The sequence below is a fragment of the Exiguobacterium sp. s11 genome (assembly GCF_018619015.1).
Classification (GTDB): domain Bacteria; phylum Bacillota; class Bacilli; order Exiguobacteriales; family Exiguobacteriaceae; genus Exiguobacterium_A; species Exiguobacterium_A indicum.
In genome coordinates this window covers 125214-151977 of the sequence record NZ_JACSNF010000002.1, presented here as the reverse complement: position 1 = coordinate 151977, position 26764 = coordinate 125214, and the positions used below count along the sequence as shown (strand labels likewise).

General features: G+C 47.3%; 24 protein-coding genes and 1 pseudogene. 4 read left to right on the top strand and 21 right to left on the bottom strand.

Annotation, left to right across the window (positions count from 1 at the left end):
• Positions 1–57: 57 nt before the first annotated feature.
• The 7 genes and pseudogenes from tagH to KNQ12_RS08385 form a co-directional block, all read right to left on the bottom strand.
• Positions 58–798 (bottom strand): annotated as a pseudogene (tagH, locus tag KNQ12_RS08415) (teichoic acids export ABC transporter ATP-binding subunit TagH); the annotation flags it as partial.
• Positions 799–809: 11 nt separating this feature from the next.
• Entirely contained in the window at positions 810–1610 is an 801-nt protein-coding gene (locus KNQ12_RS08410) for an ABC transporter permease (RefSeq protein WP_029341022.1), read from the bottom strand.
• On the bottom strand, positions 1607–2899 hold the full coding sequence (locus KNQ12_RS08405; RefSeq protein WP_214747514.1) for a nucleotide sugar dehydrogenase: 1293 nt from the start codon (positions 2897–2899) through the stop codon (positions 1607–1609). The genes KNQ12_RS08410 and KNQ12_RS08405 overlap by 4 nt, the downstream gene beginning before the upstream one ends.
• A gap of 278 nt (positions 2900–3177) precedes the next feature.
• The gene (locus KNQ12_RS08400) at positions 3178–4431 is read right to left on the bottom strand and encodes a glycosyltransferase family 4 protein (RefSeq protein ID WP_214747510.1); all 1254 of its coding nucleotides are present in this window, start codon (positions 4429–4431) and stop codon (positions 3178–3180) included.
• Positions 4428–5744, bottom strand: a complete 1317-nt coding sequence (locus KNQ12_RS08395; protein WP_251055774.1) for a glycosyltransferase family 4 protein — start codon at positions 5742–5744, stop codon at positions 4428–4430. Before KNQ12_RS08395 ends, KNQ12_RS08400 begins: the two co-directional genes overlap by 4 nt.
• A complete protein-coding gene (locus KNQ12_RS08390) occupies positions 5639–6643 on the bottom strand; it encodes a class I SAM-dependent methyltransferase (RefSeq protein ID WP_251055773.1) in 1005 nt (334 codons plus the stop codon). Before KNQ12_RS08390 ends, KNQ12_RS08395 begins: the two co-directional genes overlap by 106 nt.
• The gene (locus KNQ12_RS08385; RefSeq protein ID WP_214747507.1) at positions 6640–9264 is read right to left on the bottom strand and encodes a glycosyltransferase; all 2625 of its coding nucleotides are present in this window, start codon (positions 9262–9264) and stop codon (positions 6640–6642) included. The genes KNQ12_RS08390 and KNQ12_RS08385 overlap by 4 nt, the downstream gene beginning before the upstream one ends.
• Positions 9265–9551: 287 nt before the next feature.
• Between KNQ12_RS08385 and KNQ12_RS08380 the strand changes: the two genes are divergently transcribed.
• Positions 9552–9716 carry a hypothetical protein gene (locus tag KNQ12_RS08380; RefSeq protein ID WP_214747504.1) on the top strand — a complete coding sequence of 55 codons (165 nt, stop codon included), beginning with the start codon at positions 9552–9554 and terminating at the stop codon, positions 9714–9716.
• A 58-nt stretch (positions 9717–9774) separates the two neighbouring features.
• On the opposite strand, the gene KNQ12_RS08375 is transcribed toward KNQ12_RS08380, so the two are convergent.
• Positions 9775–10770 carry an NADP-dependent oxidoreductase gene (locus KNQ12_RS08375; RefSeq protein ID WP_023467457.1) on the bottom strand — a complete coding sequence of 332 codons (996 nt, stop codon included), beginning with the start codon at positions 10768–10770 and terminating at the stop codon, positions 9775–9777.
• 188 nt (positions 10771–10958) lie between these two features.
• Here KNQ12_RS08375 and KNQ12_RS08370 point away from each other — a divergent pair, with 188 nt between their 5' ends.
• Positions 10959–12017, top strand: a complete 1059-nt coding sequence (locus KNQ12_RS08370) for a PTS sugar transporter subunit IIC (protein WP_058265069.1) — start codon at positions 10959–10961, stop codon at positions 12015–12017.
• A gap of 84 nt (positions 12018–12101) precedes the next feature.
• Here the strand turns inward: KNQ12_RS08370 and KNQ12_RS08365 are convergent, their stop codons facing one another.
• The 3 genes from KNQ12_RS08365 to KNQ12_RS08355 form a co-directional block, all read right to left on the bottom strand.
• Entirely contained in the window at positions 12102–12731 is a 630-nt protein-coding gene (locus KNQ12_RS08365) for an HAD family hydrolase (protein WP_214747502.1), read from the bottom strand.
• A 13-nt stretch (positions 12732–12744) separates the two neighbouring features.
• A complete protein-coding gene (locus KNQ12_RS08360) occupies positions 12745–13308 on the bottom strand; it encodes a DedA family protein (protein WP_035398399.1) in 564 nt (187 codons plus the stop codon).
• 131 nt (positions 13309–13439) lie between these two features.
• Positions 13440–13874, bottom strand: coding sequence for a YkvA family protein (locus KNQ12_RS08355; protein ID WP_023467454.1), 435 nt, complete (start codon positions 13872–13874; stop codon positions 13440–13442).
• A gap of 136 nt (positions 13875–14010) precedes the next feature.
• Between KNQ12_RS08355 and KNQ12_RS08350 the strand changes: the two genes are divergently transcribed.
• Positions 14011–14760 (top strand): SDR family NAD(P)-dependent oxidoreductase, encoded by a 750-nt coding sequence (locus KNQ12_RS08350; protein WP_023467453.1) that lies wholly within the window; start codon positions 14011–14013, stop codon positions 14758–14760.
• A 373-nt stretch (positions 14761–15133) separates the two neighbouring features.
• The gene (locus tag KNQ12_RS08345; protein ID WP_251137744.1) at positions 15134–16342 is read left to right on the top strand and encodes a murein hydrolase activator EnvC family protein; all 1209 of its coding nucleotides are present in this window, start codon (positions 15134–15136) and stop codon (positions 16340–16342) included.
• Positions 16343–16418: 76 nt separating this feature from the next.
• Here the strand turns inward: KNQ12_RS08345 and KNQ12_RS08340 are convergent, their stop codons facing one another.
• The 10 genes from KNQ12_RS08340 to dnaJ form a co-directional block, all read right to left on the bottom strand.
• A complete protein-coding gene (locus KNQ12_RS08340) occupies positions 16419–18068 on the bottom strand; it encodes a methyl-accepting chemotaxis protein (protein ID WP_023467451.1) in 1650 nt (549 codons plus the stop codon).
• Entirely contained in the window at positions 18065–19039 is a 975-nt protein-coding gene (locus tag KNQ12_RS08335) for a BMP family lipoprotein (protein ID WP_023467450.1), read from the bottom strand. Before KNQ12_RS08335 ends, KNQ12_RS08340 begins: the two co-directional genes overlap by 4 nt.
• 135 nt (positions 19040–19174) lie before the next feature.
• Entirely contained in the window at positions 19175–19840 is a 666-nt protein-coding gene (deoC, locus tag KNQ12_RS08330; protein ID WP_023467449.1) for a deoxyribose-phosphate aldolase, read from the bottom strand.
• A 76-nt stretch (positions 19841–19916) separates the two neighbouring features.
• Entirely contained in the window at positions 19917–20801 is an 885-nt protein-coding gene (rarD, locus tag KNQ12_RS08325; RefSeq protein ID WP_023467448.1) for an EamA family transporter RarD, read from the bottom strand.
• Between the two features lie 16 nt (positions 20802–20817).
• The gene (gene rarD, locus KNQ12_RS08320; protein ID WP_251055772.1) at positions 20818–21699 is read right to left on the bottom strand and encodes an EamA family transporter RarD; all 882 of its coding nucleotides are present in this window, start codon (positions 21697–21699) and stop codon (positions 20818–20820) included.
• A gap of 47 nt (positions 21700–21746) precedes the next feature.
• On the bottom strand, positions 21747–22442 hold the full coding sequence (gene rluF, locus KNQ12_RS08315; RefSeq protein ID WP_174316047.1) for a 23S rRNA pseudouridine(2604) synthase RluF: 696 nt from the start codon (positions 22440–22442) through the stop codon (positions 21747–21749).
• A 107-nt stretch (positions 22443–22549) separates the two neighbouring features.
• The gene (gene mtaB / locus KNQ12_RS08310; RefSeq protein WP_023467445.1) at positions 22550–23884 is read right to left on the bottom strand and encodes a tRNA (N(6)-L-threonylcarbamoyladenosine(37)-C(2))-methylthiotransferase MtaB; all 1335 of its coding nucleotides are present in this window, start codon (positions 23882–23884) and stop codon (positions 22550–22552) included.
• Between the two features lie 5 nt (positions 23885–23889).
• Positions 23890–24636 carry a 16S rRNA (uracil(1498)-N(3))-methyltransferase gene (locus tag KNQ12_RS08305; RefSeq protein ID WP_214747497.1) on the bottom strand — a complete coding sequence of 249 codons (747 nt, stop codon included), beginning with the start codon at positions 24634–24636 and terminating at the stop codon, positions 23890–23892.
• Between the two features lie 4 nt (positions 24637–24640).
• Entirely contained in the window at positions 24641–25588 is a 948-nt protein-coding gene (gene prmA, locus KNQ12_RS08300) for a 50S ribosomal protein L11 methyltransferase (protein WP_029341002.1), read from the bottom strand.
• A 25-nt stretch (positions 25589–25613) separates the two neighbouring features.
• Positions 25614–26720: a molecular chaperone DnaJ gene (gene dnaJ / locus KNQ12_RS08295; protein WP_214747494.1), complete on the bottom strand. Its 1107-nt coding sequence runs from the start codon at positions 26718–26720 to the stop codon at positions 25614–25616.
• Positions 26721–26764: the final 44 nt, after the last annotated feature.

Here is a 26764-nt window from a genome sequence, read left to right as displayed (position 1 = left end):
CTGCTGATCCACGGAACCAATCCGTTCCGTTCGTTTCTTAGCTACGTAATGGGAGGATTGCTTTTTTGATAACTGTTTGTACCAATATAGATATTTATTGTATTCAGCCAACGTTTCGTTCGTCGGACCAAATAGACGTACTTCCCCGTATTCCAACCAAAGGATTTTTGTACAGAAACTCTTTACCTGGCTGAGCGAATGACTGACGAAAAAAATCGTTTTCCCTTGATCGCGGAATTCACGCATCTTATCGAGACACTTTTCAGTAAACGTTTGGTCTCCGACTGAGAGCGCTTCGTCGATGATCAAGATATCTGGATTAATATGAATCGAGATCGCAAAACCAATTCGAGCTCGCATGCCGCTCGAGTATGTCTTGACTGGCTGATCGATGAACTCCCCGATATCAGCGAACTCTAGAATTTCTGGAGTAATCGTCTCGATTTGGCGTTTCGTCAAGCCCATCATCAGCCCTTTTAATTCAATGTTATCTCGCCCTGTCAGTTGACTATTCAATCCACTAGAGATGGCAATCAATGCTGACTTCCCACCCAATGTGACCCGACCGTACGTCGGTGGTGTCACGTTAGCAAGCAGATGCGATAGTGTCGATTTCCCACTTCCGTTGATGCCAACGACACCGACGATTTCTCCCTCTTCCACAGAAAAGGAGACGTTCTTCAGAGCATAGAACGATTTTCCATTCACCTTACCGAACAACACTTCCTTTAGCTTGTCGATCGGTCGGGCATAGAGCATGTACCGTTTCGATACATTCTCAAACACGACATGACCCATCGTTCTCCCTCCTATACGTAATCGATGAAATAGCGTCGGAATCGAATGTGAATCGATGCTCCAACAAGTAAGATTGCGAGCGTCATACACCAGAAATACACGCCGTACCACATATGATCGAGCAGATAACCCGTTCCGATGAGTGCGGACCGATATCCCTCAATCAAATAAACGAGTGGGTTTAACATCAACAACATCTTAAATAACGAGTGATCTGGCGGAATCCACATGATTGGTGTTAAATACATCAGCATGCGGATCGCAGATGTCACCATGTTTTGTACATCTCGAATCATCGTCGCAAGTGCGGATAACAATAAGGAGACCGCATATAGGAATACGACGCCTGCCGGTACGATATAAAGGAGTTCAAGCGTATGCCATCCCGGGAAATAACCGAAGGCACACCCTAAAATGATTGTCAAAGCAATCATCGCGAGATGACGGTAGAATTGTGCCAAAATAACATACGCTGGAATCGTACTCAATGGAAAGTGCATCTTCGAGACGAGAGCGACCCGACCATAAATCGACCGGGAACCACTTGGAATCGTACTACCGATGAAGAACCAAGCAATCAATCCGCTGACGAGCCAAAAGACGAACGGAATTCCATCGACTGGATGACCACCACGAATCCCGAAGCCGAATACGACCCAGTAGACACCGATTTGGAGAAGTGGCGTCATGATCTCCCAAAACCAACCCAGGTATTGCATGCTATATTGACTCTTTGTTTCATAAAGCGAGAGCCGAAAGATCAGATATAGATGATCCTTCAACTCTCCCCCAATCGTTCGTAACGCGTTCATATCGCTTTCGCATCCACTTCCGTCACGCGGTGCGTATGCAAATTACCGAAGTTCAGTACTTTGACAGCGTCGAGCGCTTTGACGATCCCTTTCGTATCAAAGAGTAACGGTGTCCGCATGTAGTTTGCGAGACGACGTGAATCGAATTGTTTGAATTCATCATGATCGACCAAGACAAGCGCTAAATCAGCGCCTTGAATCGCTTCCAGCTCATCAACGATTTCGAAACGTGTCGAGATCGAACGTTCGACGTGTGGATCACAGACAGCGACGTCAAGTCCACGGTCGAGCAATTGTTCAATGACTTCGACAGCTGGACTCTCGCGCATGTCGTCGACGTTTCCTTTATACGTGACACCAAAGACGGCGATTTTTGGACGAACACGCGAACCGACGAGACGCGCTGCTTGTTCGGCAACGAATTGTGGCATCTGAACGTTCGTTTGTCGTGCCGTATGAATGATGCGTGCAAGCGATGGGGCTTTTGCGACGATGAAGTACGGATCCACTGCGAGACAGTGACCACCCACTCCCGGTCCCGGATGATGCAAGTTCACCCGTGGGTGCATGTTCGCCATCTCAATCACATCTAAGACGTTGATCTCTAGCTGATGACATACTTGCGTCAATTCATTTGCGAGAGCAATGTTGACATCGCGGAACGTATTCTCCATCAACTTCGACATTTCGGCTGTTTTGGCATCTGTCCGGACGATTTCACCTTGAACGAATGTTTCGTAGACGGCAGCCCCTGCCTCCGCACACGCTGGCGTCAATCCACCAACGATTCGGTTATTATGGATAAGTTCATGTAAGATTTGTCCTGGCAAGACACGCTCGGGACAATGGACGACATAAATGTCCTCACCGATCGTAAATCCAGCTGCTTCGATTAAGGGACGGACATGATCATCCATCGTACGTGGTGCAATCGTCGATTCGACGATGACGACATTTCCTTTTTCAAGGAATGGCAGCATGTTGTTGACCGCTGAAATGACATATTTCAAATCACATGATTTATACGTATCGTTTAAGTTCGGCGTTGGAACGGCGATTAAGAAAACATCGGCTCGTTCTGGCGTAAGTGTCGCTCGGAATTTTCCGTTCGCGACGACCCGTTTGATGACATCCTCGAGTCCTGGTTCCTCAATATGAATCGTTCCCGTGTTCAGAAGATTGACGATTTGTGGATCGATGTCGACACCTACGACTTCCGTGCCATGATCCGCGAACATCGCAGAAGAAGGTAATCCAATATATCCTAGTCCGATTGTGCAAAGTTTCATTTTGTCATTCCTCCATCGAGTTAGTCATACTAGCCAACGAACGGTCTGTGGCTTGGCTGTAACTAGACCATAACGACATTTCCTTTGCTTTCCAATGCTTCTAACCATCTCTTAAACCATTCTTCACAGACCTTACATTTCCAGTGTTTTCTATCGTTTTTGTAAATCTTATGAAGCTTTCGCGAATCCTTCGTGTCTATTCGAATGAAACAAAACGACTCGTCAGGAATCCGCCTTCATTGCACGTGGATTTCCCTTCGAGTCGTTGTCTATTTTTCTTATTTTGCGCCAGATTCCATGAAAATCGAGTCATAGACAGCAAGAAGGCGACCTTTTTCTTGCTCCCAGTTGTATTGTCTCCTTGCTACGCTTGCTCGCTCCTGCATCGCCCGTCGCAAGCTCTCATCCTTCACTAGACGATTGACCGCTGCAGCAATACTCTGCGGGGATTCGACATCGACGATTAATCCAACTCCTTCTGTCTCGACGACACGACGGATTTCTGGTAAGTCGGCCGCGATGACAGGAATCAATGCCGCCATGTATTCGAATAGTTTATTCGAAGAAGCGGAATAATGATTGAAACAAACGTTCTGAAGGACTTGAAATCCGACCGTCGCCGCTGCCGTGTAACTGGGTAGTTCAGTAAGCGGAACCTTCTCAATGAAGCGGATTCGAGACTTTTCCGATGATTGTGCAGCCAGTTGCATGAGTTTCCCTTTTAACTTTCCATCTCCAACGAAAATCAGTGTTCCTCGATCGATTAACGGCATCGCTTCAATAAGTCGCTCTAGGCCACGTCCTTCTTGGATCCCGCCCTGATACAACAAAATCGGCTCGTCTGGTGCGAGTGCTAACTCTTCGCGTAACGGTCGCGGTTGCGGAACAATCGGTTCGTAAAACGGATAATTGTGTAAGACGGACGGTCGAGTTCCATATAACTTTTGATGGTAATCCGCACGTGTGTCATTTTCAACGATCGTCTGATCGACGAAGTGAAGCAACCAGCGCTCTAGTTTCCCTTGCATGCTTCCGTATCCTGTCCGATCGGTTTGGACTTCATGCGAGTCATAGACGATTTGTGCACCACGCGCCGCTCCAATCGCTTGTGGTAACGTATTGACATCGTTCGCATGCATGACGTCATAATCATGCTTCCGGGCAGCACGTGTCATACGAAGAATGCCGAAACTGTTATATAGGGCGTAACGGATGAATCGACTTCGCATGAGTAAAAAGAGCACGAGCATCACGGGAATCAGCCATGGTGCAAGAAGCGCCCCCATCAATCCGATCACAAGAGTCCGTTTTTTCCGTTTGCGAAAGAACGGGAGCCACCTCGCAAAAGGTGGCGTCCGGTCGATTCGAATGACGCGAAACCCTGACATCGGGTATTCGACTTCTGGAAGTGTGCCGTCATTGAGACAGTATAGGTCCACGCGGTGTCCTGCCTCGACGAGTGCTGTACATTCACGTAAGACACGAGCGTCATTCGTAAACGGATTCCAAACAAACATCCCAATGCGCTTCATTCTGTGACCGCCTTTCGTGACTGTGTTTGTTCAATGGCTTCGAACAAACGCTGTTGATTTTGTTCCCAATCGAAATGGCGTTGGACGTAATCCACACCCGCTCGTCCCATCGCTGCACGTTTCTCTGGATTTCGTGATAACTCAAGAATATGATCGACGATCTCCTCTTTTTTTCGCTGGACAGACACGTAACCCGCTCCTGCCTCTTCGATGACATGCGCCGCGTGTCCGGATACCGCTCCGACGATGGCACACCCCATCGCCATGTAGTCGATGATTTTTCCTGGTGTCACCGTATCGAACGCTGTACTCTCGACGAGTGTTGCAAAGGCGATGTCACTCTTCGCAAGTTGTTTCAACGCATCCCAGCGTGGCATCGCGTCAAGAAATTCGATGTTCGTTAATCCACGTTCCTTGACGAGTCGTTCGAACGTTTGCTTGTGATAGCCGTAACCGACGACTTGAAAACAGATATCCTCCTCTTGTTGAAGTTCCTGTGCGACGTCAAGCAACAAGAACACATCTTGTGCGAGACCGATATTTCCTGTATACACGACGCGGACTTGTTCCGATACTTTACGACGTTTGATCAACCACTCATTTTCCTCGATCGAGTTTGGAATATAATGAATTTTTTCCGGTGCAATACCTCGTCCTTCAATATACGATCGGAACCCCTCACTGTTGATGACCAATTGATCTGCCTGACGATACATCCATTTTTCAAGCCAATAGAGCGGAGTCAATAAGAGACGCGATTTTGTGATGCCGACGCCAATCAACGATTCCGGCCATAAGTCACGTACATCGAGAATCAAAGGAGCCTTTTTGACATGTTTCGCGACGACCCCGACGAGTCCCATGAAGATGGATGGCGTCGTCGCATAGATGTAGGCATAGGATTTCGTATCATGCCGCACCTCTTTAATCGCGAGCACGAATTGTTCGACGAATAAACGAAGACGTCGCCATAAATTATTCGTTGCCCGGACGTCACGCGGCTGAATACGGGTCACATGAGCCGTATCGAGGCTCGGTTCATCCCAGAACATCGAGTCCGTATAGAGTTCTGCCGTTGGATAGAGCGGTTCTGACGTTAGCACATGGACATCATTTCCCGCTTGTTCCATCCGCTTGAAGATATTCTTCATTCGGTTTGCCGCACTACCGATTTCTGGATAGAAATTTTGACAAATCATCAAGACGTTCATCGACGACTCCGGTGTTGTTTGAGTTGACGTCGGAACTTCCAGTAGCGGACGACGACTTTTCCGAGTTTTGAGCGCGCGAGTGAGCGGTATTTTGATTTCCATGATGCATTCGCCTCCAACAATTCCAGATTTGTCACCAGTGATCCTTCGAATCGATCAAGCAGTGCGGCATATTGTTCTTCAAGCATCTTGTATTGTTCATGCTGTTCCTGCAGTTGCTGTTCATGACGTAGCGATTCTGCTCGAATATGCTCCAATTCTTCCGTTTGTTCTCCTAACCGTTGCACTTTCCGTTCTAGATTCTGTTGCTTGCGTTTTAAATCAAGGATCGTTGCCTGATGCAATCGTTCCACCTCTTCAAAGGCATCCTCGAGCCATTCGACTTCCGCTGGTAAAATTGCTCGACCCTCTCGAGGTTCCGGATAGACTTGGATCGTGACCCCGAGCCACTTATCAATCCGCTCGATCGTCTCGATTTTACCGAAGGGTGTCAACTGCTCAAGCAATTGATTTAAATAGTATGTCCGTTTATGATCCGCATAATCGTTTACTCCGAATGGGACTGTGATGACGAGTCGTCCTTCTGGTGCGATGAACGAGACGGCACGGGCGATAAAGCGCTCTGGCTCTCCGATATGTTCCAGTACTTCCGTCATCAAGACTGTATCGAATTGAATGTCAGGTGTGTATGTCATGACATTTGCTTCATGTAATTCCACCTTTTCTTTAACGGATGTTGGTTCCTCCAGTAAGGCTTGTTTGGCCTCGATGATTGCTTCCGGTAGTACATCGATTCCGACGACGTGTTTCCCTTCCCGTCCAAGTAAAATCGGAACGACTCCACCCGAACACCCGATATCTAAAATGTGCTCCCCTTTTGCTTGTCGAACGATCCAGTGAACACGTGCGCGAACTTTTTTACCGAATCCACCACCTAACTGATCGTAGTAGGCAGCTCGGATTTGATCCTTGGGGCGTGCTGTTTTCATCGATGCCGTCATTTCTGCACCTCCTCGAGTAATAAGTGTTGAAGTCGATCCGTCTCCTGTCGATCCGCAAGTTCTATGAACTGACGGATCAATGGGTTCGTCAACGTGATGGGTTCATAGAATCCGATGATTGTTCGCAACAATGCGACACTCGGTGCAAAATCCTTATCACTGCAGTAGCGTAATTTGACAAGATACCAATGCTCAAAGAAATGCTCGAATCGAGTTTCCTTGTATTCCTCTAGCACTCCATAACGAGCGAATTTCTCAGCACGTGCCCGCTCTCGGACGACACTTCGTTCGAAGAACTTCACCGTCAATGCATTCACGGTCGACCCCGCAACAGCTGCGTAGTAATAGTGGATAACTCGATTGACGAGTAAGACACGGTTCGCGCGAAGCATCAATTCTTGGAAGAACAAGGAGTCCTGACCAACCGCACCGACGACCTGTTCCAATTGATGTTCAAGCAAGAAGGTGCGACGGACGACGAGTGCTTGAATGCTTTGTACCGCAAACCGATGTTTCAATAGAAAAGCTTTCGGATCCTCGCAAACCGTTCGTCCTTGTTTACGAATCGTCGGTAAGGCGATGATACTTGTCTTCTCGGCAAGCTTTTTCATATGCCCTGCCACAAAATCAAGTGATGGATCTTTTTCTAGTTCTTGAAGCAAAAAGGCGTATCGATCACTGAGCACCTCGTTATCCGGATCAAGGAACGTCACGTAGTCAGCTCGTGCCATCTCGACTCCTTTGTTACGCGGACGTGAAGCACTACCGCTTCCACCTGTCTCAAAGAAATAGGTTCTGACATTTTCATGACGTCGTGCGAGACGCTCTACGGCTTGACGTGTCGCTCTGTCCGTCGATCCATCATCTACGAGTAAAATCTCTGACTCCATGAATCGATCCATCCGCGTGAGACTGGCGAAACATTTATACGTGAGGTGTTTTCCATTGTTATAGATTGGAACGACGACCGACAGTTGCGGAGTCTGATTCGTCGGAACTACCGTCTGCTCGTTCCACTCCAATTGATCAAGCAACAGTGTTTTTCCGTTCAGTTCATCTGCCTGGAACATGTCATATCCGATAGCTGACCGCCAAACAATCGCACCGTTTCGGCTACCGCTCATCTCTTGTACATGATACGGATACTCACTTCCTTTGCGAACGATGCTGGCATCACTGTATTTAAAACCATTCACAAGATCCTCTAGATAATACTCACCATAGGATTCCTGTCCATCCATCCAAGCAACGAGATCTGCTTGATTGTAAAGTTGCTCCGTTAATGCATCCACAGAAACGATTGCGTCGGGTGTGAGGCTTTGGCGATCGATTACGTTACGGATGTCTTCTCCGTCCTGAGCGACGACGACTAGTAAACGATGTTTTTGTGTCTCAGGTATGCGCCCGATGAACGCTAGAATCTGATCCATCCGCTCGAAGACCGTATGCCCCGTCATGACGGCACGAAGTCCTTCTGCTCGTAACCGTTCGATTTCTTCTTGCGACGTGCGCTCCACGATTGCCGTCGCCTCTTGTGCGTCATGCACGGTAAAAATATTCGGAAATTCATTATTGACGGCGATACTGTAATTCGACAGAATCAAATTCCCGAGTGCTTGTGATTCATAAACGCGACGGGCACACATCGTTTTGCTGTATTTGATGCTGTTCAAGTTCAAAACCCAGTCATAACATTTACTGACTTGTTGTAAGGCATCATAAGGAATCGCTGGTGCGACCCGTGATTGATAGCACTCCGGAAACTGATAAGCTGGTAAGTCGAGATGATAATTTCGGTCCACGATATCGAGTTCGTGCGAGGATTGCATCACCCCATCAAATAACATTTCCGTATCTTTCACACGTTCCGGATATTTCGCCATCCAGCTACCGGCAAATAAGACGCCCTTCTTTCGGCTACGTGTCGCCCCGATTGGATTATGAATCAGTGGATTGACACCAAACGGCATCGCCATGATCCGATCGTGTCCACATAAGACACGGTATTCAGGAATCATCGCCTCATCTGAAGTCAGAACGTAATCCGCAGCTTGCGCCACGTCTTGAAAACGTTCATGATTGCTCGGATCTTCTGTCGATTGAAAAACGACTGGAATGCCTTTATCTCTCACTTCTTGCATCATCGCAAGTAAACGGTTTCGCTTCTTGGAATTCGGTGTGGCGACACCTTTCCAATCATCATTTTGGAGTCCTTTCCAAGACGAAATAACTAAAAATAGATCAATTGGGCGTTTGAAGACATCCTCAAACGTATCAGAATTAACGTAATGAAGATGAGCCGCATCTTCATAGTAGGCATACATGAATTCCGAACAGACGATGGCTATTTCGATTGATCGTTTTTCATAATAACGCGTCGTCGTCCGGATCGGTATATGTGAGACATCCAATTGATCTAGTAGTGACGCTTGGCTATTTTGTCGGTAACGTGTCGTCGTGTTATTAGAAGTTCGAACCGTCGGCAGTCGCAAGACGTCTAACTGACGGAGTTTTTCGAGTGCATCTTTACTTGCGGTCGTCGCGCTCGTCAGCCGTTTTTTCTCTTCGCGGACCCAGTTCAGTTGTTGCATGATTTGTCGTTTCCATTTTTGATCACTCACACGTAAACACCCTTCCTCTTTTCAACTCTTTCTTAGTCTACGGAAGCAGTTCAAAGGCTACTTGAAGGACTTGCAAGGTTTTTGTAAAGACTTCATGAAGCTTTTTTGGATTTTCCTTACATTCCAGTTCAGTCAACCTGTATTTCCTAGGAAATCGACCGCTTTCACTTTCTTGTCCGTGGAAGTCATTCACATGTTTTCAAAAACGAATCCTATGCACCCTGATTGTTTTGGATTTAAAAAACGGGGAAACATTACTACGTATTGATAAAAGGAGATGAGTGGACATGTTAAACGAAAAAAAACATGATTTACCAGATGAAAAGGCAGACGTTGGTCTTCACCCGGATCCTGATCCAGCTGAGACATCCGATCCCGGAATCAAGCCTGCGGAAACACAACATCCGGATCCTGATCCTGAAGAGCTCGAGCGCGATCGAAAAGATTCATGAATCTTACGCCATTGAAAAAGAGGTTGCGGAAATGATTCCGCAACCTCTTTTGGCATATTTACTTCACTTTTACTAATAGTTTCCCCGTGTTCGACCCATCGAATAAGCCAAGGAAAGCATCTGGTACACGATCGAATCCTTCAAAGATCGTCTCTTCGTATTGTAACTTTCCTTCACTAACCCATTGACCGAGTTGCTCAGCCGCCTCCTTGAATCGTTTGCCATAATCGCCCACTAAGAAACCTTGCATGCGCGCACGCGCGATGATTAATTTCGATTGAACACGTGGACCGATGTCCTGTTGTGCGTTATATCCAGAAATGGCACCGCAGACTGGTACCCGCGCGAATGGATTGAGTCGATCAAGAACTGCATCACCGATTTCCCCACCGACGTTTTCAAAATAGACATCGATGCCGTCTGGACATGTCCGGTCTAACGCTTCCCGGATGTCTTCCGTTTTATAATTGATGACTTCATCAAAACCAAGATCTGCTTTCAAGTGTTGTAGCTTTTCGTCACTTCCTGCGATTCCGACGACACGTGCGCCTTTGATTTTAGCGATTTGACCAACGATCGATCCAACAGCCCCTGCTGCTGCCGATACGACGACCGTTTCCCCTGGTTGTGGATTCCCGATATCAAGCAATCCGAAATACGCTGTCATCCCTGTCATTCCGAGAACACCAAGTGCTGTTGAAATCGGTGCGATTTGCTCATCGATTTTACGAACGGTTTTCGCATCGACGACTACTTTTGTTGCCCAATCGAGCATCCCGACAACGACATCACCTGACTTGAGCCCTTCACTTTTAGACTCGATGACACGTGCTACGACACCTCCGTGAATCGGTTCATCAATCTCAAATGGTTGCGAATAAGAACGCGCATCGTTCATACGACCCCGCATATATGGATCGACCGAGATATAGAGTGACTCCAGTGCGACTTGTCCTTCCTTCAGCTCTGTTAACTCAAATGATTCATAGCGGAATGTTTCCCCTGTTGGTTTTCCGTTTGGTCGTGCTGCTAATACGATACGTTGTTCTGACATGATTCATGACCTCCTCATTCAATGTACTTCTTCACTGTAACAATTCCGTTTCTGAAAGACGAATCCTTTGCATGTTTGGAATTTTCTAACTTTTTCTTGACGTCCTTCTGTTCTTACCGTAAGATAAAACACAATTCATAACTTTTATACTGTTATGCACAAAAGCATTACATAAGGAGAGGACTTGTATGGATTCATCTATTTTGCGTCAGCCACGTCAATTCGCTGTTCATGTTTTAAACGGACTCAGTATCGGAATTCTCGTTGCCCTCATTCCGGGAGCACTACTCGGTGAACTCGCTAAGGCGTTGTTGCCATACGTATCCGGAGCCCAGCATGTTTTAGATGCCACTACACTCGCGATGCGCCTTTTGCCGATGGTGATTGGTGTTGCCGTAGCCATGCAATTTAAAGTGACACCGATTGCGACCACGTCGATTGGACTCGCGACGGTCGTTGGCTCAGGCGTTGCAACTCGTGCAGATGCGACCTTCGTTTTCGTCGGCACGGGCGACGTCATCAATGCCGGACTGACGGCAGCTGTTGCGACGGCAATCGTCTTATTGATCGGTGAACGTTTCAAGACGTATACGGTGCTTGTCATGCCAACGATTTTGATTGTCGGTGCCGGTGGGATTGGTGTTTTGACGTATCCGTTCGTGACACGGATCACGACAGCGATCGGACATGTCATCTCAGACTTTACGGCACTTCAACCCGTCTTAATGGGTATTCTGATTGCGATTACTTTTTCCGTACTGATCGTCTCTCCGCTTTCAACGGTCGGTATTGCGACCGCCATCAGTCTATCGGGTGTTGCCGCCGGAGCTGCAAATCTAGGCGTCTGTGCCGCTGGATTCGGTCTTGCGATTGCCGGGTGGCAAGCCAATTCGCGCGGAACGTCGATTGCTCATTTTCTTGGTTCTCCTAAAATCCAGATGGCGAACTTCATCCGTAATCCCTTGATGATTCTTCCTGTCATGTGTAGTGCTGCTATCCTTGGCGCACTAGCAGGAATGCTCGGCGTCCAAGGTACACCGTTTAGTGCCGGCTTCGGAATGTCTGGATTAATCGGTCCGATCAATGCGTTACATCTGATGTCAGGAGGCTGGACATTGTTCAACATGACATTTGTTCTGGGATTATTCATCTTCTTGCCGGTCATCCTTTGTCTAGTGTTCCACCTACTCTTCCGGAGATTCCGTCCATGGATGAGTGCAGAACCATACCGACTGGATTTCGAGTAAGTTCATCGTTATCGTTCTCTCATCACAAAAAAGCCAAGCCGACCGTCTAAAAAATCGACGGATCGGCTTGGCTTTTTGGTGCATTTATTTGATCACTGTCAGTAAGTCAAGCGGTGACTCGATGACATGGTCTGCCGAATCCCACTCGGATTGTGTCCCAAAACCGTACTGGCATAAAACGACCGGCATCTTTTCCTTACGAGCCGCTTCCACATCGGAAGACCGATCCCCGATCATCCAGTAGGACTCTTCCCCAAACTCCTCACGGTGCGCTCGTAAAATATCCGCCTTTTCTTTCCCGTTGACGGATTCTAAGCATTTCGGACTCGTGAAAAACGAACGAATGTCTTGACTATCCAGCACAAGGTTAAGATAGTGGTTGCCACAATTACTCGCTGTTGAAATGGTATGTCCTGCAGACACTAGCGCTTCTAATAAGGATCGAATTCCATCAAACAAGACATTCTGTTCTGCCATCGTCGCTTCTAGATGACCATGTCTTTTTTTACGAATCAACCGAATATCCTCTTCTGAGGCTTCCGGAATCGCCTTACGCCAAAAGGCACTTCCTGCTAAACCATAACTTGCTTGTACACTAGCTTTAGAAGGTTTTGGAAGATGCGGCATGTCCTCCATCGCCCGATGGATTGCTTCTGTCATCTGTTCCGTTGAATCGATCAATGTACCGTCAATATCGAATAAGATAATTCCCATGTTCCCACTCCTTTTAGATTTCTTTTTTTGCTTTTCTCTTTTTTTGAATCAAGTAGCCAACCGTAATCAACACACCTAAACCAATCCAAACTATTGGATGATTGAGATGGTGCAATTTTCGCCATTCATGCCCGACGGCTTTCCCGCCCCAAATGAAGATCGCCGACCAAAGGAAAAAGGAAATCGTCGTCACGACGGTAAACGTCCAGCGTGAAACACCAGTCAGACCGGCACCAATCGCAAATCCGATGCGCCACATCGGGGACAGAAGGAGAATATAGCGTCCCTTCGTCTCCATTTGTGTCTGAAACTGAAGCATTTTTGTTTCCGAAATCCGAAACCATTTGAATAAACGGTTCAATAACCGTTCACTCCCGAACTGACCAATCGTAAAGAAGAGGTTCTGACTAATGACGAAGCTCACTACAGCGAGGAACAACATGAATAGCAGATTCGCCTGTGCCGTGTGGACGAGATATCCGGCATACGCTAGCGGCACTTCGCTCGGTATGAATGGAAACATGAGCGTCATCATGATGCCAATATAACCGTATGACTCCATCCAGTGATGTCCCATCTTCGTCCCTCCTCCCCCTTTACCAACTATTTCTAGTGTATCGAACTTTCAAGAAGGCGTACAGGAAACGGCTCTTTTTACATCAGAAAGAGCGACTTCTCATAGTGAAGTCGCTCGGATCATCTATTTGATTAATACGCATCCTCACTTTGTACTGGTTGCGTACGGCGCTTTTGTTGTTCATCTTGCCAGTCACTGAAACGTGTCAATTCTTCAAAGACTGTTTTCGTGACGAAAAGGATGACCGCGATATCGTCTGCGAAACCAAATCCGAGTACGAAATCAGGTACGAGGTCAATCGGTGACACGAGGTAAATCAACGCTCCGATTACTTTTAAGATCGTCGTACGACGAATGTTGCGATATTCACCTGATTGGTACGCGCGAATCATATCGACGAATAACGTCAACGGTGAGAAGACGACGGACAAACGAGAGTTACTGTTTACCTTTGCAGTTGCTCGTTGTAACAACGAATTCGTCTTTTTCGGACGATCGATATAATCTTTTGCATCTTCGGCATATTGATTTTGTTGTTTTTCTAATTGTTGATTCGAGAATTTCATTCCTATTTTCCCCCATTCTAAAGTAACTTCAACGCTTTTCTATTTCCCTGTTCCTACGGATGATAATCCTGTCAGGTTTCAGGATATGATGGAACGGTAAAAAAGGGAGAGAAGCGTTACAGAAAGGATGATTTTTATGAATCATGTTAATCAAACCGTCATCATTACAGGAGCTGCGAATGGAATTGGTGCAGAACTCGCCCGCACCTATGCTGCGCATGGCGCAAATGTCGTTCTTGCTGATATCGATCAGATGACAGGAGACGAATTGGTCCAACAAATTGAAGAAGATGGTGGTACGGCTTATTTCTATCACCTCGATATCCAACATGAAAAAGACGTTCAACTGTTGATTGAAAAAGCGATTGAACATACTGGTCGCATCGACATTGTCATCAACAACGCTGGAATTATGATTCGAAAACCATTACTCGAATTATCGCTTGAGGAATGGGACCGAGTTCATCATACGAATCTGCGTAGCATCTTCTTGACAACTAAGGCGGCTACACCCTATTTGAAACAAAGTAAAAGTGGTGGTCGAATCATCAACCTTGCTTCGACCCGCGCCTTTATGTCGGAACCGCATACGGAATCCTATGCGTCGACGAAAGGTGGCATTTTTGCTCTGACCCATGCACTTGCTGTCTCACTTGGAGAAGACGGAATTCTCGTCAACGCGATTGCTCCTGGTTGGATTGAAACCGGTGACTATCAAGAATTATCACCTGAAGATCATAGTCAACATCCAGCTGGTCGCGTCGGAAAACCAAGTGATGTCGCTCGTGCGGCTCTCTATCTGACACACCCAGATAACGATTTCTTGACGGGCGAAACATTGGTCCTAGACGGTGGAATGACACGAAAGATGATTTATGAAGAATGATTCGTGCTGAGTGCCTTTCGGGGCACTTTTTCATTTCACAAAAACTATACTTATACCTTTTTCAAACATTAATAAACGTTCTATTTATATGATGTTACAAAAATATATCCTATGACATCATTCGGAAATCAATCAATCGTTCCTCAATTTTTCCTTCTATATCAACGATTCAAGCATGTCCTTTTACTTCTCTATCGTTATTTTCATAAATTCTTCATACTTTCTGCTAGTTTCTCTTGTATTTTTTTAAAAGAATTGTAAAGTGGATTTTTCGATTTTCTTGTTAGAGTGGGATAGGTAACACTTCACAAGGGAAAGGAATGACGCTTAGTTTATGAAACGACCTTTCGGAAAGTCACTCGGGCTATCGCTCATGACACTCACTTTACTCGCAAGTCCGCTCATGACGACAACTCCCGTCGACGCGGCAAGCTCATATAAAGAAAAGCAACAACAAAACCAGCAACAACAATCGAAGCAACGCGAGGCGTTGTCTCAAAAAAATAATCAATTATCTAAAGCACAGCAACAAGTCTACGCCCTGGATCAACAGATTAACGGGCTGACATTACAAGTCGTCGAAAATCAAAAGAAGATCGACGAAAACACGAAACAGATTGCTCGATTAGAAGATAAAATCGAAAAGTTACAAAAGAAAATCAAGAAGCAAGAAAAAATGCTCGGTGATCGCCTGGCAGTTCGTCAGTCTAAAGCCGATAATGCCCCGCTGCTTGAAGCCGTCTTCGGCGCAAAAGATGTCGGTGATATGATTAGCCGCTTCAATGCCTTCAATACGATTGCGGAAAGCGATGCTTCTTTGTTAAAAGATTACGAATCAAACAAAAAAGAACTGGCAGCTGCGAAAGAAGAATTGAAGCAGACACGCCAAGACTTGATTGAAGATCGTAATGTTTTAAAAAAGAAACAACGTGAACTGAAAGAAGAGAAACAAAAACGAACAGCCCTTTTGAAACGCTTGACGTCACAAAAGAAAAAAATAGAATCCAATATCCTCAGCCTGAAAGAGGCATCGGCCCAACTGAAGGCACAGGAAGCAGCTGAAAAAGCGGCAGCTCGTGCTGCAAAAGCAGCTGCCGCAAAAGCCGCGAAACAATCGGCAGCGCCAGCATCTGTTAGCAAGGCCAGTACGAAAGTCATCTCAAAAGCAAAAGGTAAATTCATCAAACCTGCTCAAGGCTCTGTTTCGCAAGGAATGGGTGCAGCAAGCGGAAGTAATGGTTATGCGTACCACAACGGAACAGACTTCGCTGGTCCACTCAACTCGCCAATCGTTGCGTCTGCAAGCGGAACAGTCATCTTAGCAAGTTCAGGTGGTCCTTACGGAAATCACGTCTATATCTCTCATAATATCGACGGGAAAACATATACGACCGTGTATGCTCATATGAATGCCTTAAACGTTAAACAGGGACAACAAGTCAAACAAGGACAGCAAATCGGTGTTCTCGGAAGCACTGGTAACTCAACTGGTCCACACTTGCATTTTGAAATCCACGATGGTGGATACCAGTATGATGCGAATGGACGGACGAATGAGCTCGATCCAGAAAGCTTCTTCTAATAAGTCTAATAAGTCGATTCAAGAAAAAGTGCACGCCTTCTCTTCCTGAGAAAGCGTGCACTTTTTGCTGTGTTCATTAAATTTTGAATTGATGTGTCTGACTGTCAAGCGACGTCGTCGTCGATTCGAGTTCTTGCATCAATTGATGAATCTGTTCGAACGATGCCTGTTGATCACGCATCGAAGCAGCAATTTCTTCGTTTCCGGCTGCAAGTTCTTCCATGACGCCACTGACTGTACTGACTTGACCAACGACATGACGGGCTTGTTGTTTCGAATGAACGAGTTGTTTCGTCACGTAATCGAGCGTTTCCGTCACACTTGCTACCTTTTGACGCGTCTCACCGAATGCTTCTTGAACGTGTGTGAAGTTCTCGACCTGATTCGTCTGCTCCCGCTCCGCTTGCACGAGTGCTTCTTGTAAGACAGCACCATCCTGACGAATCGAACGAACGAGTGAGAAGATTGAGCGCGTCGCCTCATTTGTCTCATCCGCTAACTTTTTAACTTCACTTGCTACGACGGCAAATCCACGACCGGCTTCCCCAGCCCGCGCCGCCTCGATGGCCGCATTAAGTGATAATAAATTCGTCTGTGCAGAAACTCCAGCGACGAGTTGCGCCATCTGTTCGATTTGTTGCGTCTGCTCTAAGAAACCTTCCAGTTTCTGACCAAGTTCGCGATTTTGTTCTGTTGATGCACGTAGTGATGCGGCCTGTTGTTCCATGATGGAACTACTTTGAACCATCACGTGATCGGCCGCCTGTCCTTCTGCATAAGCCGTTTGTGCACGTTGTTCACTCTCTTCAAAGAGCTGTTGCATATCGGACATCGTACTGACTGTCGTCTGGATATCGTCCGACACCGTTTGTGTCCCGCTCGCCATCTCATTGATCGCATGGGTCATGTTACCAGAAACTTCAACGATGTTCGCGTTCTCCGTCGTCGCTTCCGTACTCATCTGACGAATCGTATTCGACGAACGACTGATCGTTCCGATGACCTCATGCAATGTTCCTTGCATCTGCGCAACCGCTGTCTCGAGTCGACCAATCTCATCTTTTCGACCGGATACGACTAATTCCTGCGATAAGTCTCCGTCCGAAATCTGTTCTGCTGTCCGGACGACACGGCTGATCGGTCGCGTGATGCTACGTGCGAAGTACCAGTTGTATAACGCAAGACCAATCAGGAGAATGAATGTCGCAATCATGACGGTCCGCGTCAGGTTCAATGTCTCGTCTTTTGCTTCACGTTGTAAGACATCATAAAACTCTCCATTTTTCGTATGTAACGTATAGAGATCACTGAGCACACCTTCGATTCGTGCGGCATGGGAGCGAATCTCAATCGGATTCATCGCGTCCGTCAGTTCCGTCCGTTTCGCAGCAAGCGTCTTATATTTCATATCCGCCCGGTTCAACTCTTCTTGAAATGCTGGAATCAAATACGTCTTTTGTAACTGGTTCAAGGCTTGTTCGTTCTTTTTGCTAAGTGCCTGTACTTGCTCCGCCTGACTTTCAGACGGTTGGCTTGCCAGTCGGTTCCATGCTGCCTGTTCATATAAGAGCTTCGTTTCAAGCTCTGAGATCTCAACGAGCTGTTTCCCGTAATCTTCGTTATAGGACTGAATTTGACGGAGTTGGAACAAAGTCCATCCCATCAAGATGACGACACTCAAAATCGTCACTAACGTGGAGAGTAAAAATCGTTTCCGTAACGTCATTGGATCGTCACCTTACCTTCGAGCACGTCTTGTTGTAGCTGCTCTAATTTTTTTCGTTCCCCGTCCGTAAAGTTCGTGTTTCGGATTGGAGCCAACTGGATTGCCCCTTCTTTGACACCCAGGACGACTTGTCCGGACTGTAGACCTTTCGCAGCCACATCTTGTCCGATTTTCGTGATCGCAAGATCAACTTGTTTTAGCATTGACGTCATGACAGCGTCAGGTGCGATCGGGGTCTGATCGCTATCGACACCGATCGCTTTTTTCCCCTTCGTTTGCGCTGCCTCAAGGACACCGCTTCCTGTCAATCCAGCAGCTGCGTATAACACGTCTGCTTTTTTCTGCATCATTTCGTTTGCGAGCGTCCGTCCCTTTTCAGGCGCTGCAAAGTCCTCTGCGTATTCGACGAGTACTTTTGTTTTTGGATTGACGGCTTTTGCGCCAGCTATGTATCCTTTTTCGAATTTTTCGATCAGAGGTGACTTCATCCCACCGACGAAACCAATCGTATTCGTCTTCGTTTGGATACCTGCAGCCGCACCCGCTAAATAGCTTCCTTCGTCCTCTTTGAACGTAACCGAGAGTACGTTCGGTAACGTCGATACAGCATCAATCAAGGCGAATTGTTGTTTCGGATATTTTTTAGCAACGGTCTCAAGATCCGTCTGTCCCATGAATCCCAGTCCGACGATGACGGTCGGCTTCTTCTTCGCTAACGCTTCGAATGCTACTTTATAGGTCTTCGTTTCGTTCAACTCTCGGTAATCGATTGACCAACCTTCCTTCTCGCGTAACAACGCCATACCGCTCATCGCCGCATCGCTGAATGATTGATCGCCAAGACCCACATCCGACAAGACGACTGCCATTTCCTTTCGTTCCTTGACTGCCCGTTCTGGATCATCGATGACACTGCCGCACCCTGCGAGGCTAAGTGTCGATGCCAGTATGATTCCACTCCACCGTTTCATTCATTCCACATCCTTCCGACATTCTACATCTGATTATCGGAAGCGATGTCTGACTTCTTAATACAAAATTTAAATTCAGAATAATTCCATAACAAAAAAATGCCCCTCAAAAAAAGAGGGACATTTGAGATATTCTTAGTAGTCGCTATCAGAAGTACCACCTGTAACGATTGCGATTCCTGCTGATGCGCCAATGCGCGATGCACCTGCATCGATCATTGCTTTTGCACCTTCGAAGTCACGAACGCCACCAGATGCTTTAACACCGATGTCAGGACCAACTGTCTCACGCATGAGACGGATGTCTTCGACAGTTGCACCACCTGTTGAGAAACCAGTCGATGTCTTCACGAAGTTAGCACCTGCTTTAACTGAAAGTTCAGCAGCTGTTTTGATTTCTTCTTTTGTAAGAAGGCAGTTTTCGAAGATGACTTTAACGAGTGTACCGTTTGCCGCTTCGACAACCGCACGAATGTCACGTTCTACTAACTCAAGATCGCCATCTTTTAATGCGCCGATGTTGAGAACCATATCGATTTCAGTTGCACCGTTTTGGATCGCATCCTTTGTTTCGAATGCTTTTACTTCTGGTGTGTTTGCTCCAAGTGGGAAGCCGATGACTGTACATACTTTGACGTCATCATCTGATTTTAAGAGTTCTGCTGCTAACGCGACGTATGTTGGGTTAACACAGACGCTTGCGAATTTGTATTCTAATGCTTCTTTACAGAGTGTTTCGATCTGAGCACGTGATGTTTCTGGCTTCAGTGCCGTATGGTCGATCATTCCTGCTAAATTCATGTTTGTTGTCCTCCTTAAGGGTATCCCTTAGACTCTGTTTTTATTCTATCACGCAAGAGGTCAGACTTCTATCTTTTTACGCGACTTTTCGGAGCTGTTTTTTCCGAATCCAGACACCATTGAGCGTAAAGACGATTGCTGCTGTCCAAATACATGTAAACGCCACCATGTGCGTTTTAGTAAATGGTTCGTGATACAGCAACACACCGAGTCCAAGCGACAAGGTTGGTGCGACGAATTGCAGGAATCCGACCCACGTGAACGGAATCCGTTGTGCCCCGAATCCGAATAACAAAAGTGGAACAGCGGTGACAATCCCGGTCAAGATGAGTCCGGTCGTCGTACCGACAGATTCGGTCATCGAAGACGTCCCTTGTACTTGCCAATAGCCTAGGAAAATCAAAGCCAGCGGAAGCGGCGCCATCGTCTCGAGCGTCAGACTGACCGTTGATTCGAGTGGTCGCCGCTTTTTGACGACGCCGTAAAAGCCGAAGCTTAAGGCAAGTGCGATCGAAATCCATGGAAACTCGCCGTAGCCAATCGTCAAAATCAAGACACCGATCGTCGCAAGGACAATCGAGATCCACTCGATCCGTGAAAGCTTTTCCCGAAAGAATACGACACCAAAGACGATGCTGACAAGCGGATTGATGTAATAACCAAGCGACGCTTCGACAATGAATTGATGATTGACGGCCCAGATATAGATGAACCAGTTCAGACTGATGATCAGTCCGTTTAAGAAAAAGAGTCGCCGCGTGAACGGATCGCGTAACGCCGTTTTCCACTTCCCAAGTGCTTTTTGAAATGATAATAAGATGAGCAGAAATAAGAATGACCAGATGATCCGGTGTGCCAGTATCTCTTCACTCGGTACGTTGGCGAGCATCTTCCAGTAGAGCGGTAAGAGTCCCCAAATGATATACGCGACAAGTGTCGCAAAGAATCCTGGTAGATTCACGTAATCCCTTCTTTCATTATGATACCTTCTTCATTCGCATTTTTCCTGCCGATAAACCGCTGATCGTAAAGAGAGCAACAGCAATCCAAATGAACAGGAAAGCGATGAAGTGAATCGTCGTAAAGACGTCATTAAATAGATAAATTCCAAGGAGTAGCGTCAGGGTCGGGGCAATGTATTGGAGAATCCCGACGTAGACAAACGGGATTTTCGGCATTCCGTATCCGAATAACATCAATTGGACTGCTGTTGCGATCCCGAGCATGATGATCGCAACCAGCGCACTCGTCGGCATCGCAAGCGGTTGATTATCTGTCACACCAAGCGTCAAGAGAGCGAACGGGAGCGTGACCAGTGTCTCTAAAAATAATCCGGATAATGGTTCGGCTGCTGCCTTTTTCTTTAGTACACCGTAAAATGCGAACGAGACGGCAAGTGAAAAGGCGATAATCGGAAATTGACCATAACCGAGCGTTAAAATCATCACACCGATGATTGCTGATAAAATCGCAATCACTTGCGGACGCGTCAATCGTTCCTTAAAAAAGATCAAACCGAACAAGACGCTGACGAGCGGATTGATGTAATACCCGAGTGACGACTCAACGATATACCCTTCCCCGATGGCGTAAAGATAGAGCGACCAGTTCCCACCTAATACGAGCCCTGCCGCAAGCACGGTATAGCGCTGGCGTTTGTTTTGCCATAATTGACGAACGAATTGGAATTTCTTCGTCAGGCGTAGTAACAACGTCACGAAGATGAACGCACTCAATATCCGAATTGAAACGACCGTCCATGCTGGAATACCAGCAGCAAATACTTTGTAGATCGGCAACAGTCCACCAATCACGTAGGCGACAAATGTCGCAGTCATACCCCGTTTATCCACGGTCATCCCCCTTATGTATGAAGAAAGCCGCCAGTGGCGACTTTCATTGAACCTTATTGCCCGTCAAGCGTCGTAAACAACACGCGTAATTCCTCTTCTGTCAAATCTCGCCAAGAACCAATCGGTAAATCGCCAAGCTCGATGTTCATGATCCGGACGCGTTGGAGACGCTTAACTCGGTAGCCGAACTCTTTACACATACGGCGAATCTGACGATTTAACCCTTGCGTCAAAATGATCCGGAATGTCCGTGTCTCAAGTGGTTCAACGATGCATTCCTTCGTTGTCGTACCGAGAATGTCAACACCACTCGCCATCCCTTGAATGAACGTATCCGTAATTGGTGCATCGACGGTTACGATATATTCTTTGTCGTGATTGTTTTCTGCTCGTAAGATCCGGTTAACGACATCACCGTCATTCGTCAACAGAATCAAGCCGTCTGAATCTTTATCGAGGCGACCGATTGGGAAAATCCGCTTCGGATGATTGACGAAATCGATGATGTTTCCTTCGATATCAAGCTCTGTCGTACACGTGATGCCGACTGGTTTATTTAAGACGATGTAGACAGGTTTTGGTTTTGTCTGAAGCGGCTGACCGTCGATTTCGACGACGTCCGTTTCTTCAGCTTGCGAGCCGAGTTCTGCTGTCAGACCGTTGATCGTCACACGACCTGCATCGATCAGTTTATCGGCAGCACGTCTTGAGCAAAAGCCCGTTTCGCTAATGAATTTGTTGATTCGCATGAATGATATCCTCTTTCCTTAATTGAACTGTATTCAGTGTAGCGCATTCCTGAAATGAAAACAAAAAAAGTGGCAAAGAAAACCAGAGGTTTCCTTTGCCCTTTCGATTAGACCGCAGCGTCTTTTAATGTCTGCATGATGCGGACGAATTGACCATCATTCATCGGATAGCCGGCTTTCGTGATTTTGACACGAACGAGTTGTCCGATCATTGACTCATCGCCTTCGATTGCGACACGCAGATAGTTATCCGTGTAACCGACGAGACGACCGCCTGCTTCTTCCGAAAATTCTTCCGGAATGATCTCAAGCAGTTCTCCCTCGTATTTCGAAGCATATTCCTTCGCGAGTTGATCTGATAAGGCAATCAAGCGCGCGACGCGTTCTTCTTTGATCGATTCCTCGACTTGATCGTCCATCATCGCAGCCGGTGTTCCCGTCCGTTTCGAGTACGGGAAGACATGCAACTCACTGAACTTATGATCGTTGATGAAGTTGAACGTTTCCATGAACTCTTCTTCCGTCTCACCTGGGAAACCAACGATGACATCCGACGTGATTGCACAGTCAGGCAGGACTTCCTTCAGACGCGTGATCCGTTCTCCGAATTCCGCCATCGTATACTTGCGGCGCATCCGGCGAAGGACCGTATCGGATGCAGACTGGATCGGAACGTGCAAGTGACGAACGACGATTGGTGAGTCCTTCAGGACATCGAGTACCTCGTCCGTGATTTGACTCGCTTCGATCGACGAAATGCGTAAACGTTCAAGTCCATTGACGGATTCGAGTGCTTTAAGTAATTTCGCTAAGTTGTAGTCTTTTAAGTCTTCTCCGTATCCACCTGTATGGATTCCCGTCAAGACGATTTCTTTGTAACCCGCATCAACGAGCTGTTGTGCTTGCTTCAAGACATCTTCCGGTTGACGAGACCGCATGAGACCACGTGCCCATGGGATGATACAGAACGTACAGAAGTTGTTACAACCTTCCTGAATTTTCAGCGAAGCCCGTGTCCGGTCCGTAAAAGCTGGTACATCCAGTTCTTCATAGACTTTGGCTTTCATGATGTTTCCGACCGCATTGATTGGCATGCGTTCTTCACGGAATTGTTCGATGTATCCAATCATTTTATGCCGATCTTGCGTTCCGACGACGACATCAACGCCAGGAATCGCCATGATCTCAGCAGGAGACGTTTGGGCATAACAGCCCGTTACGCAGATGACACTATCCGGATTTTGGCGAATCGCCCGTCGGATGACTTGGCGACTTTTCTTATCTCCGGTATTCGTGACCGTACATGTATTGACGACATACACGTCCGCATGATCAGCAAAATCAACGCGTGCGTAGCCAGCGTCCTTGAACAGTTGCCAGACAGCTTCTGTTTCGTAATGGTTGACTTTACAGCCAAGCGTTTGAAAGGCAACAGTTGCCATTTCGTTCACCCTTTCAATTCAAAATGATACGAGACGGCGGAAAGGACATACAACGGTGCCGTTTCCGTCCGTAAGATGCGGCGCCCTAGAGCGGCTTTTTTAAAACCGGCATCCGTCAAACGTGCGATTTCTGCTTCAGCGAACCCACCTTCAGGTCCGATGACGACAAGAAGGGAATCTCCTTCTTGCAGTCCAGCAAGCGTCATAGCGAGGACGGAGGCCTCCCCTTGTTTCGCTGATTCTTCATAGGCAACCAGACAAGCCGTGTAGTTCGATGCATCCTGTAAGACTTCATCATACGCCACGAAGTCGACTGTCGGCAAGTGGGCACGGTACGATTGTTCCGCTGCTTCCTTGACGATTTTTTCGAGGCGTTCAATCTTTTTCGGAACCTTCTTCTGATCCCATTTCGAGACGGAACGATCGGCTTCGAAAATCCGTAGCTGATGCATCCCGAGTTCCGTTGCTTTTTGCGCAACGAGTTCGATCTTATCGCCTTTTGGCAATCCATGGGCGATCGTCACACGAATCGGTAACTCCGTCTTGATCGGTAAAGTCTCTTCGATCCGGGCAGAAGCCGCTTGTTTATCGAGTGCTTCCAGGCGGCACCGGTAAAGACCTGTCCCGTCGAGTACGAGAATCTCTCCGCCGACTTCCATCCGCATGACGTTTTTCATATGGTGTGCGTCGTCTTTCGGGAGATGAAAGACATCTCCCTGACGCATCGAGGGCTCGACGAAATACCGTTGCATGCGTTTACGCCTCCCGTTTCGCGATGATCGCGACCCAGTCCTCAAGCTTCGTCGTCTCGACGATCGTAAATCCTGCTTCTTGCATCGCTTGTACGACCATATCCTTCTTCTGACTGATGATACCGGAAGCGATGAAATGACCGCCTGGTAACGTCAACGTATAGGCATCCTTGACGAAGAGGAGGATGACTTCCGCTAAGATGTTTGCGACGATCAACTCGACCGGCTCACTCAATTCCTTCATCAAGTCGCCTTGACGAACCGTGATCTGCTCACTGACTTCGTTCAAAGCGACGTTTTCTGTCGCTGATTTGACAGCGACTTCGTCTAAATCCAGTGCAAAGACATCTTTTGCCCCAAGCTTCGCTGCTGCAATCGCGAGGACACCGGATCCCGTTCCGACATCGACGACACGGTCTTGCTCTTGCAAGTAGTTCTCAATCGCTTGAATACAGAGAACCGTCGTCGGGTGTGTTCCCGTTCCGAATGCCATACCTGGATCGAGCTCGATGATTTTTTCATCCGGCTGTGGCGTGTAGTCTTCCCACATCGGGACGACCGTCAAATGACGACTGATCTTGACTGGCTTATAGAATTGTTTCCATGAATGAGCCCAGTCTTCTTCATCTACTTGAGTCAGCGTGACAGCACCCGTGCCAATCGACAGACCGAAGTTCGTCAACTGTTGGATGTCATGTTCGATGCCTTTGATCGTGTCCGTCAAATCGCTGCTTTCTGCAAGATACGCCTTCACGAGTACACCTTGTGTCGGATACTCGTCTCGTTTCGTCTCATCCCAAATTTCACCGAAGTTATCTTCGCGGTGGGACATCATCTCGAAATCTTCGACGTCCTCGATGACGACTCCGCTTGCTCCCGCTTCATGTAAGATGTTTGAAACTGCTTCGATGGCTTCTTGTGTCGTATGGACACAGATCTCTGACCATTTCATTTCTTGTCACGCTCCTCTGTAGTGATCACCCTGTGAAGAATGTCTTGATCCGGCTGAAGACACCTTCGTGTTGCTCTTCGACACCTTTTTCATCGCTGATTTCATTGAATTCCCGTAAGAGTTCTTTTTGACGTTCCGTCAGATTCTTCGGTGTAATGACGACAACATTGACGTACTGGTCGCCATGGTGACCGGACCGAACGTTCGGCATCCCTTTTCCGCGGAGACGGAATCGTGATCCTGTCTGTGTTCCGGCTGGAATCTTCAGACTGACCTTACCGTGAACAGTTGGCACTTCGATCTCATCGCCAAGTGTTGCTTGCGCGAATGTAAGTGGCATATCCATGACGATATGATCGTCGACACGTTCGAACAGTTCATGTGCTGCGACACGAACGACGACATACAAGTCACCCGCTGGTCCACCGTTGACACCAGCTTCCCCTTTTCCTGCTAAGCGGATTTGTTGCCCATTGTCGATCCCTGCTGGAATTTTGACACGGACATCTTTGTTTTTACGAACGCGACCGGCTCCACGACATGTTTCACATGGCTCATTGACGATTTGTCCACGGCCATGACACGTTGAACATGTCGTTTGGTTGACGACACGACCGAACATCGTGTTTTGTTCGACGTTGATGTGACCCGAACCACCGCATCGTTTACATGTTTCCGGATGTGTTCCTGGTTTAGCACCCGAACCATGACATGTACCGCAATCTTCTTCGACTGGGATCGTGATCGTCTTCTCGACGCCTGTGACCGATTCCATGAAGTCGATTTCCTCGACGTATTGTAAATCCTGTCCTTTACGTGGTGCGTTTGGATCTTGACGACGTCCGCCACCGAAGAACATGTCGAAGATGTCTCCGAATCCTTCAGCTCCACTGAATCCACCGCCACCTTGCGATGGATCTTGGTGACCGAATTGGTCGTAACGTGCTCGTTTATTGTCATCGGATAACACTTCATACGCTTCCGATAATTCCTTGAATTTCGCATCCGCATCTGCTTCCTTGTTGACGTCCGGGTGATACGTCCGGGCAAGCTTACGGTACGCGCGTTTGATTTCCGCTGATGAGGCATCGCGCGCGACGCCTAGTACTTCATAATAATCGCGTTTTTCCACGTGCAGTCTTCCTCTCTCTATTCCGATTCATTTCATACTGTTTG

What these genes read in the sequence shown, in the direction of transcription:
- KNQ12_RS08410 (WP_029341022.1), bottom strand. Translation starts at nt 1,610, where the DNA reads ATGAACGCGTTACGAACGATTGGGGGAGAGTTGAAGGATCATCTATAT.
- KNQ12_RS08405 (WP_214747514.1), bottom strand. Translation starts at nt 2,899, where the DNA reads ATGAAACTTTGCACAATCGGACTAGGATATATTGGATTACCTTCTTCT.
- KNQ12_RS08400 (WP_214747510.1), bottom strand. Translation starts at nt 4,431, where the DNA reads ATGAAGCGCATTGGGATGTTTGTTTGGAATCCGTTTACGAATGACGCT.
- KNQ12_RS08395 (WP_251055774.1), bottom strand. Translation starts at nt 5,744, where the DNA reads ATGGAAATCAAAATACCGCTCACTCGCGCGCTCAAAACTCGGAAAAGT.
- KNQ12_RS08390 (WP_251055773.1), bottom strand. Translation starts at nt 6,643, where the DNA reads ATGACGGCATCGATGAAAACAGCACGCCCCAAGGATCAAATCCGAGCT.
- KNQ12_RS08380 (WP_214747504.1), top strand. Translation starts at nt 9,552, where the DNA reads ATGTTAAACGAAAAAAAACATGATTTACCAGATGAAAAGGCAGACGTT.
- KNQ12_RS08375 (WP_023467457.1), bottom strand. Translation starts at nt 10,770, where the DNA reads ATGTCAGAACAACGTATCGTATTAGCAGCACGACCAAACGGAAAACCA.
- KNQ12_RS08370 (WP_058265069.1), top strand. Translation starts at nt 10,959, where the DNA reads ATGGATTCATCTATTTTGCGTCAGCCACGTCAATTCGCTGTTCATGTT.
- KNQ12_RS08365 (WP_214747502.1), bottom strand. Translation starts at nt 12,731, where the DNA reads ATGGGAATTATCTTATTCGATATTGACGGTACATTGATCGATTCAACG.
- KNQ12_RS08360 (WP_035398399.1), bottom strand. Translation starts at nt 13,308, where the DNA reads ATGGGACATCACTGGATGGAGTCATACGGTTATATTGGCATCATGATG.
- KNQ12_RS08355 (WP_023467454.1), bottom strand. Translation starts at nt 13,874, where the DNA reads ATGAAATTCTCGAATCAACAATTAGAAAAACAACAAAATCAATATGCC.
- KNQ12_RS08350 (WP_023467453.1), top strand. Translation starts at nt 14,011, where the DNA reads ATGAATCATGTTAATCAAACCGTCATCATTACAGGAGCTGCGAATGGA.
- KNQ12_RS08345 (WP_251137744.1), top strand. Translation starts at nt 15,134, where the DNA reads ATGACACTCACTTTACTCGCAAGTCCGCTCATGACGACAACTCCCGTC.
- KNQ12_RS08340 (WP_023467451.1), bottom strand. Translation starts at nt 18,068, where the DNA reads ATGACGTTACGGAAACGATTTTTACTCTCCACGTTAGTGACGATTTTG.
- KNQ12_RS08335 (WP_023467450.1), bottom strand. Translation starts at nt 19,039, where the DNA reads ATGAAACGGTGGAGTGGAATCATACTGGCATCGACACTTAGCCTCGCA.
- deoC (WP_023467449.1), bottom strand. Translation starts at nt 19,840, where the DNA reads ATGAATTTAGCAGGAATGATCGACCATACGGCACTGAAGCCAGAAACA.
- rarD (WP_251055772.1), bottom strand. Translation starts at nt 21,699, where the DNA reads ATGACCGTGGATAAACGGGGTATGACTGCGACATTTGTCGCCTACGTG.
- rluF (WP_174316047.1), bottom strand. Translation starts at nt 22,442, where the DNA reads ATGCGAATCAACAAATTCATTAGCGAAACGGGCTTTTGCTCAAGACGT.
- mtaB (WP_023467445.1), bottom strand. Translation starts at nt 23,884, where the DNA reads ATGGCAACTGTTGCCTTTCAAACGCTTGGCTGTAAAGTCAACCATTAC.
- KNQ12_RS08305 (WP_214747497.1), bottom strand. Translation starts at nt 24,636, where the DNA reads ATGCAACGGTATTTCGTCGAGCCCTCGATGCGTCAGGGAGATGTCTTT.
- prmA (WP_029341002.1), bottom strand. Translation starts at nt 25,588, where the DNA reads ATGAAATGGTCAGAGATCTGTGTCCATACGACACAAGAAGCCATCGAA.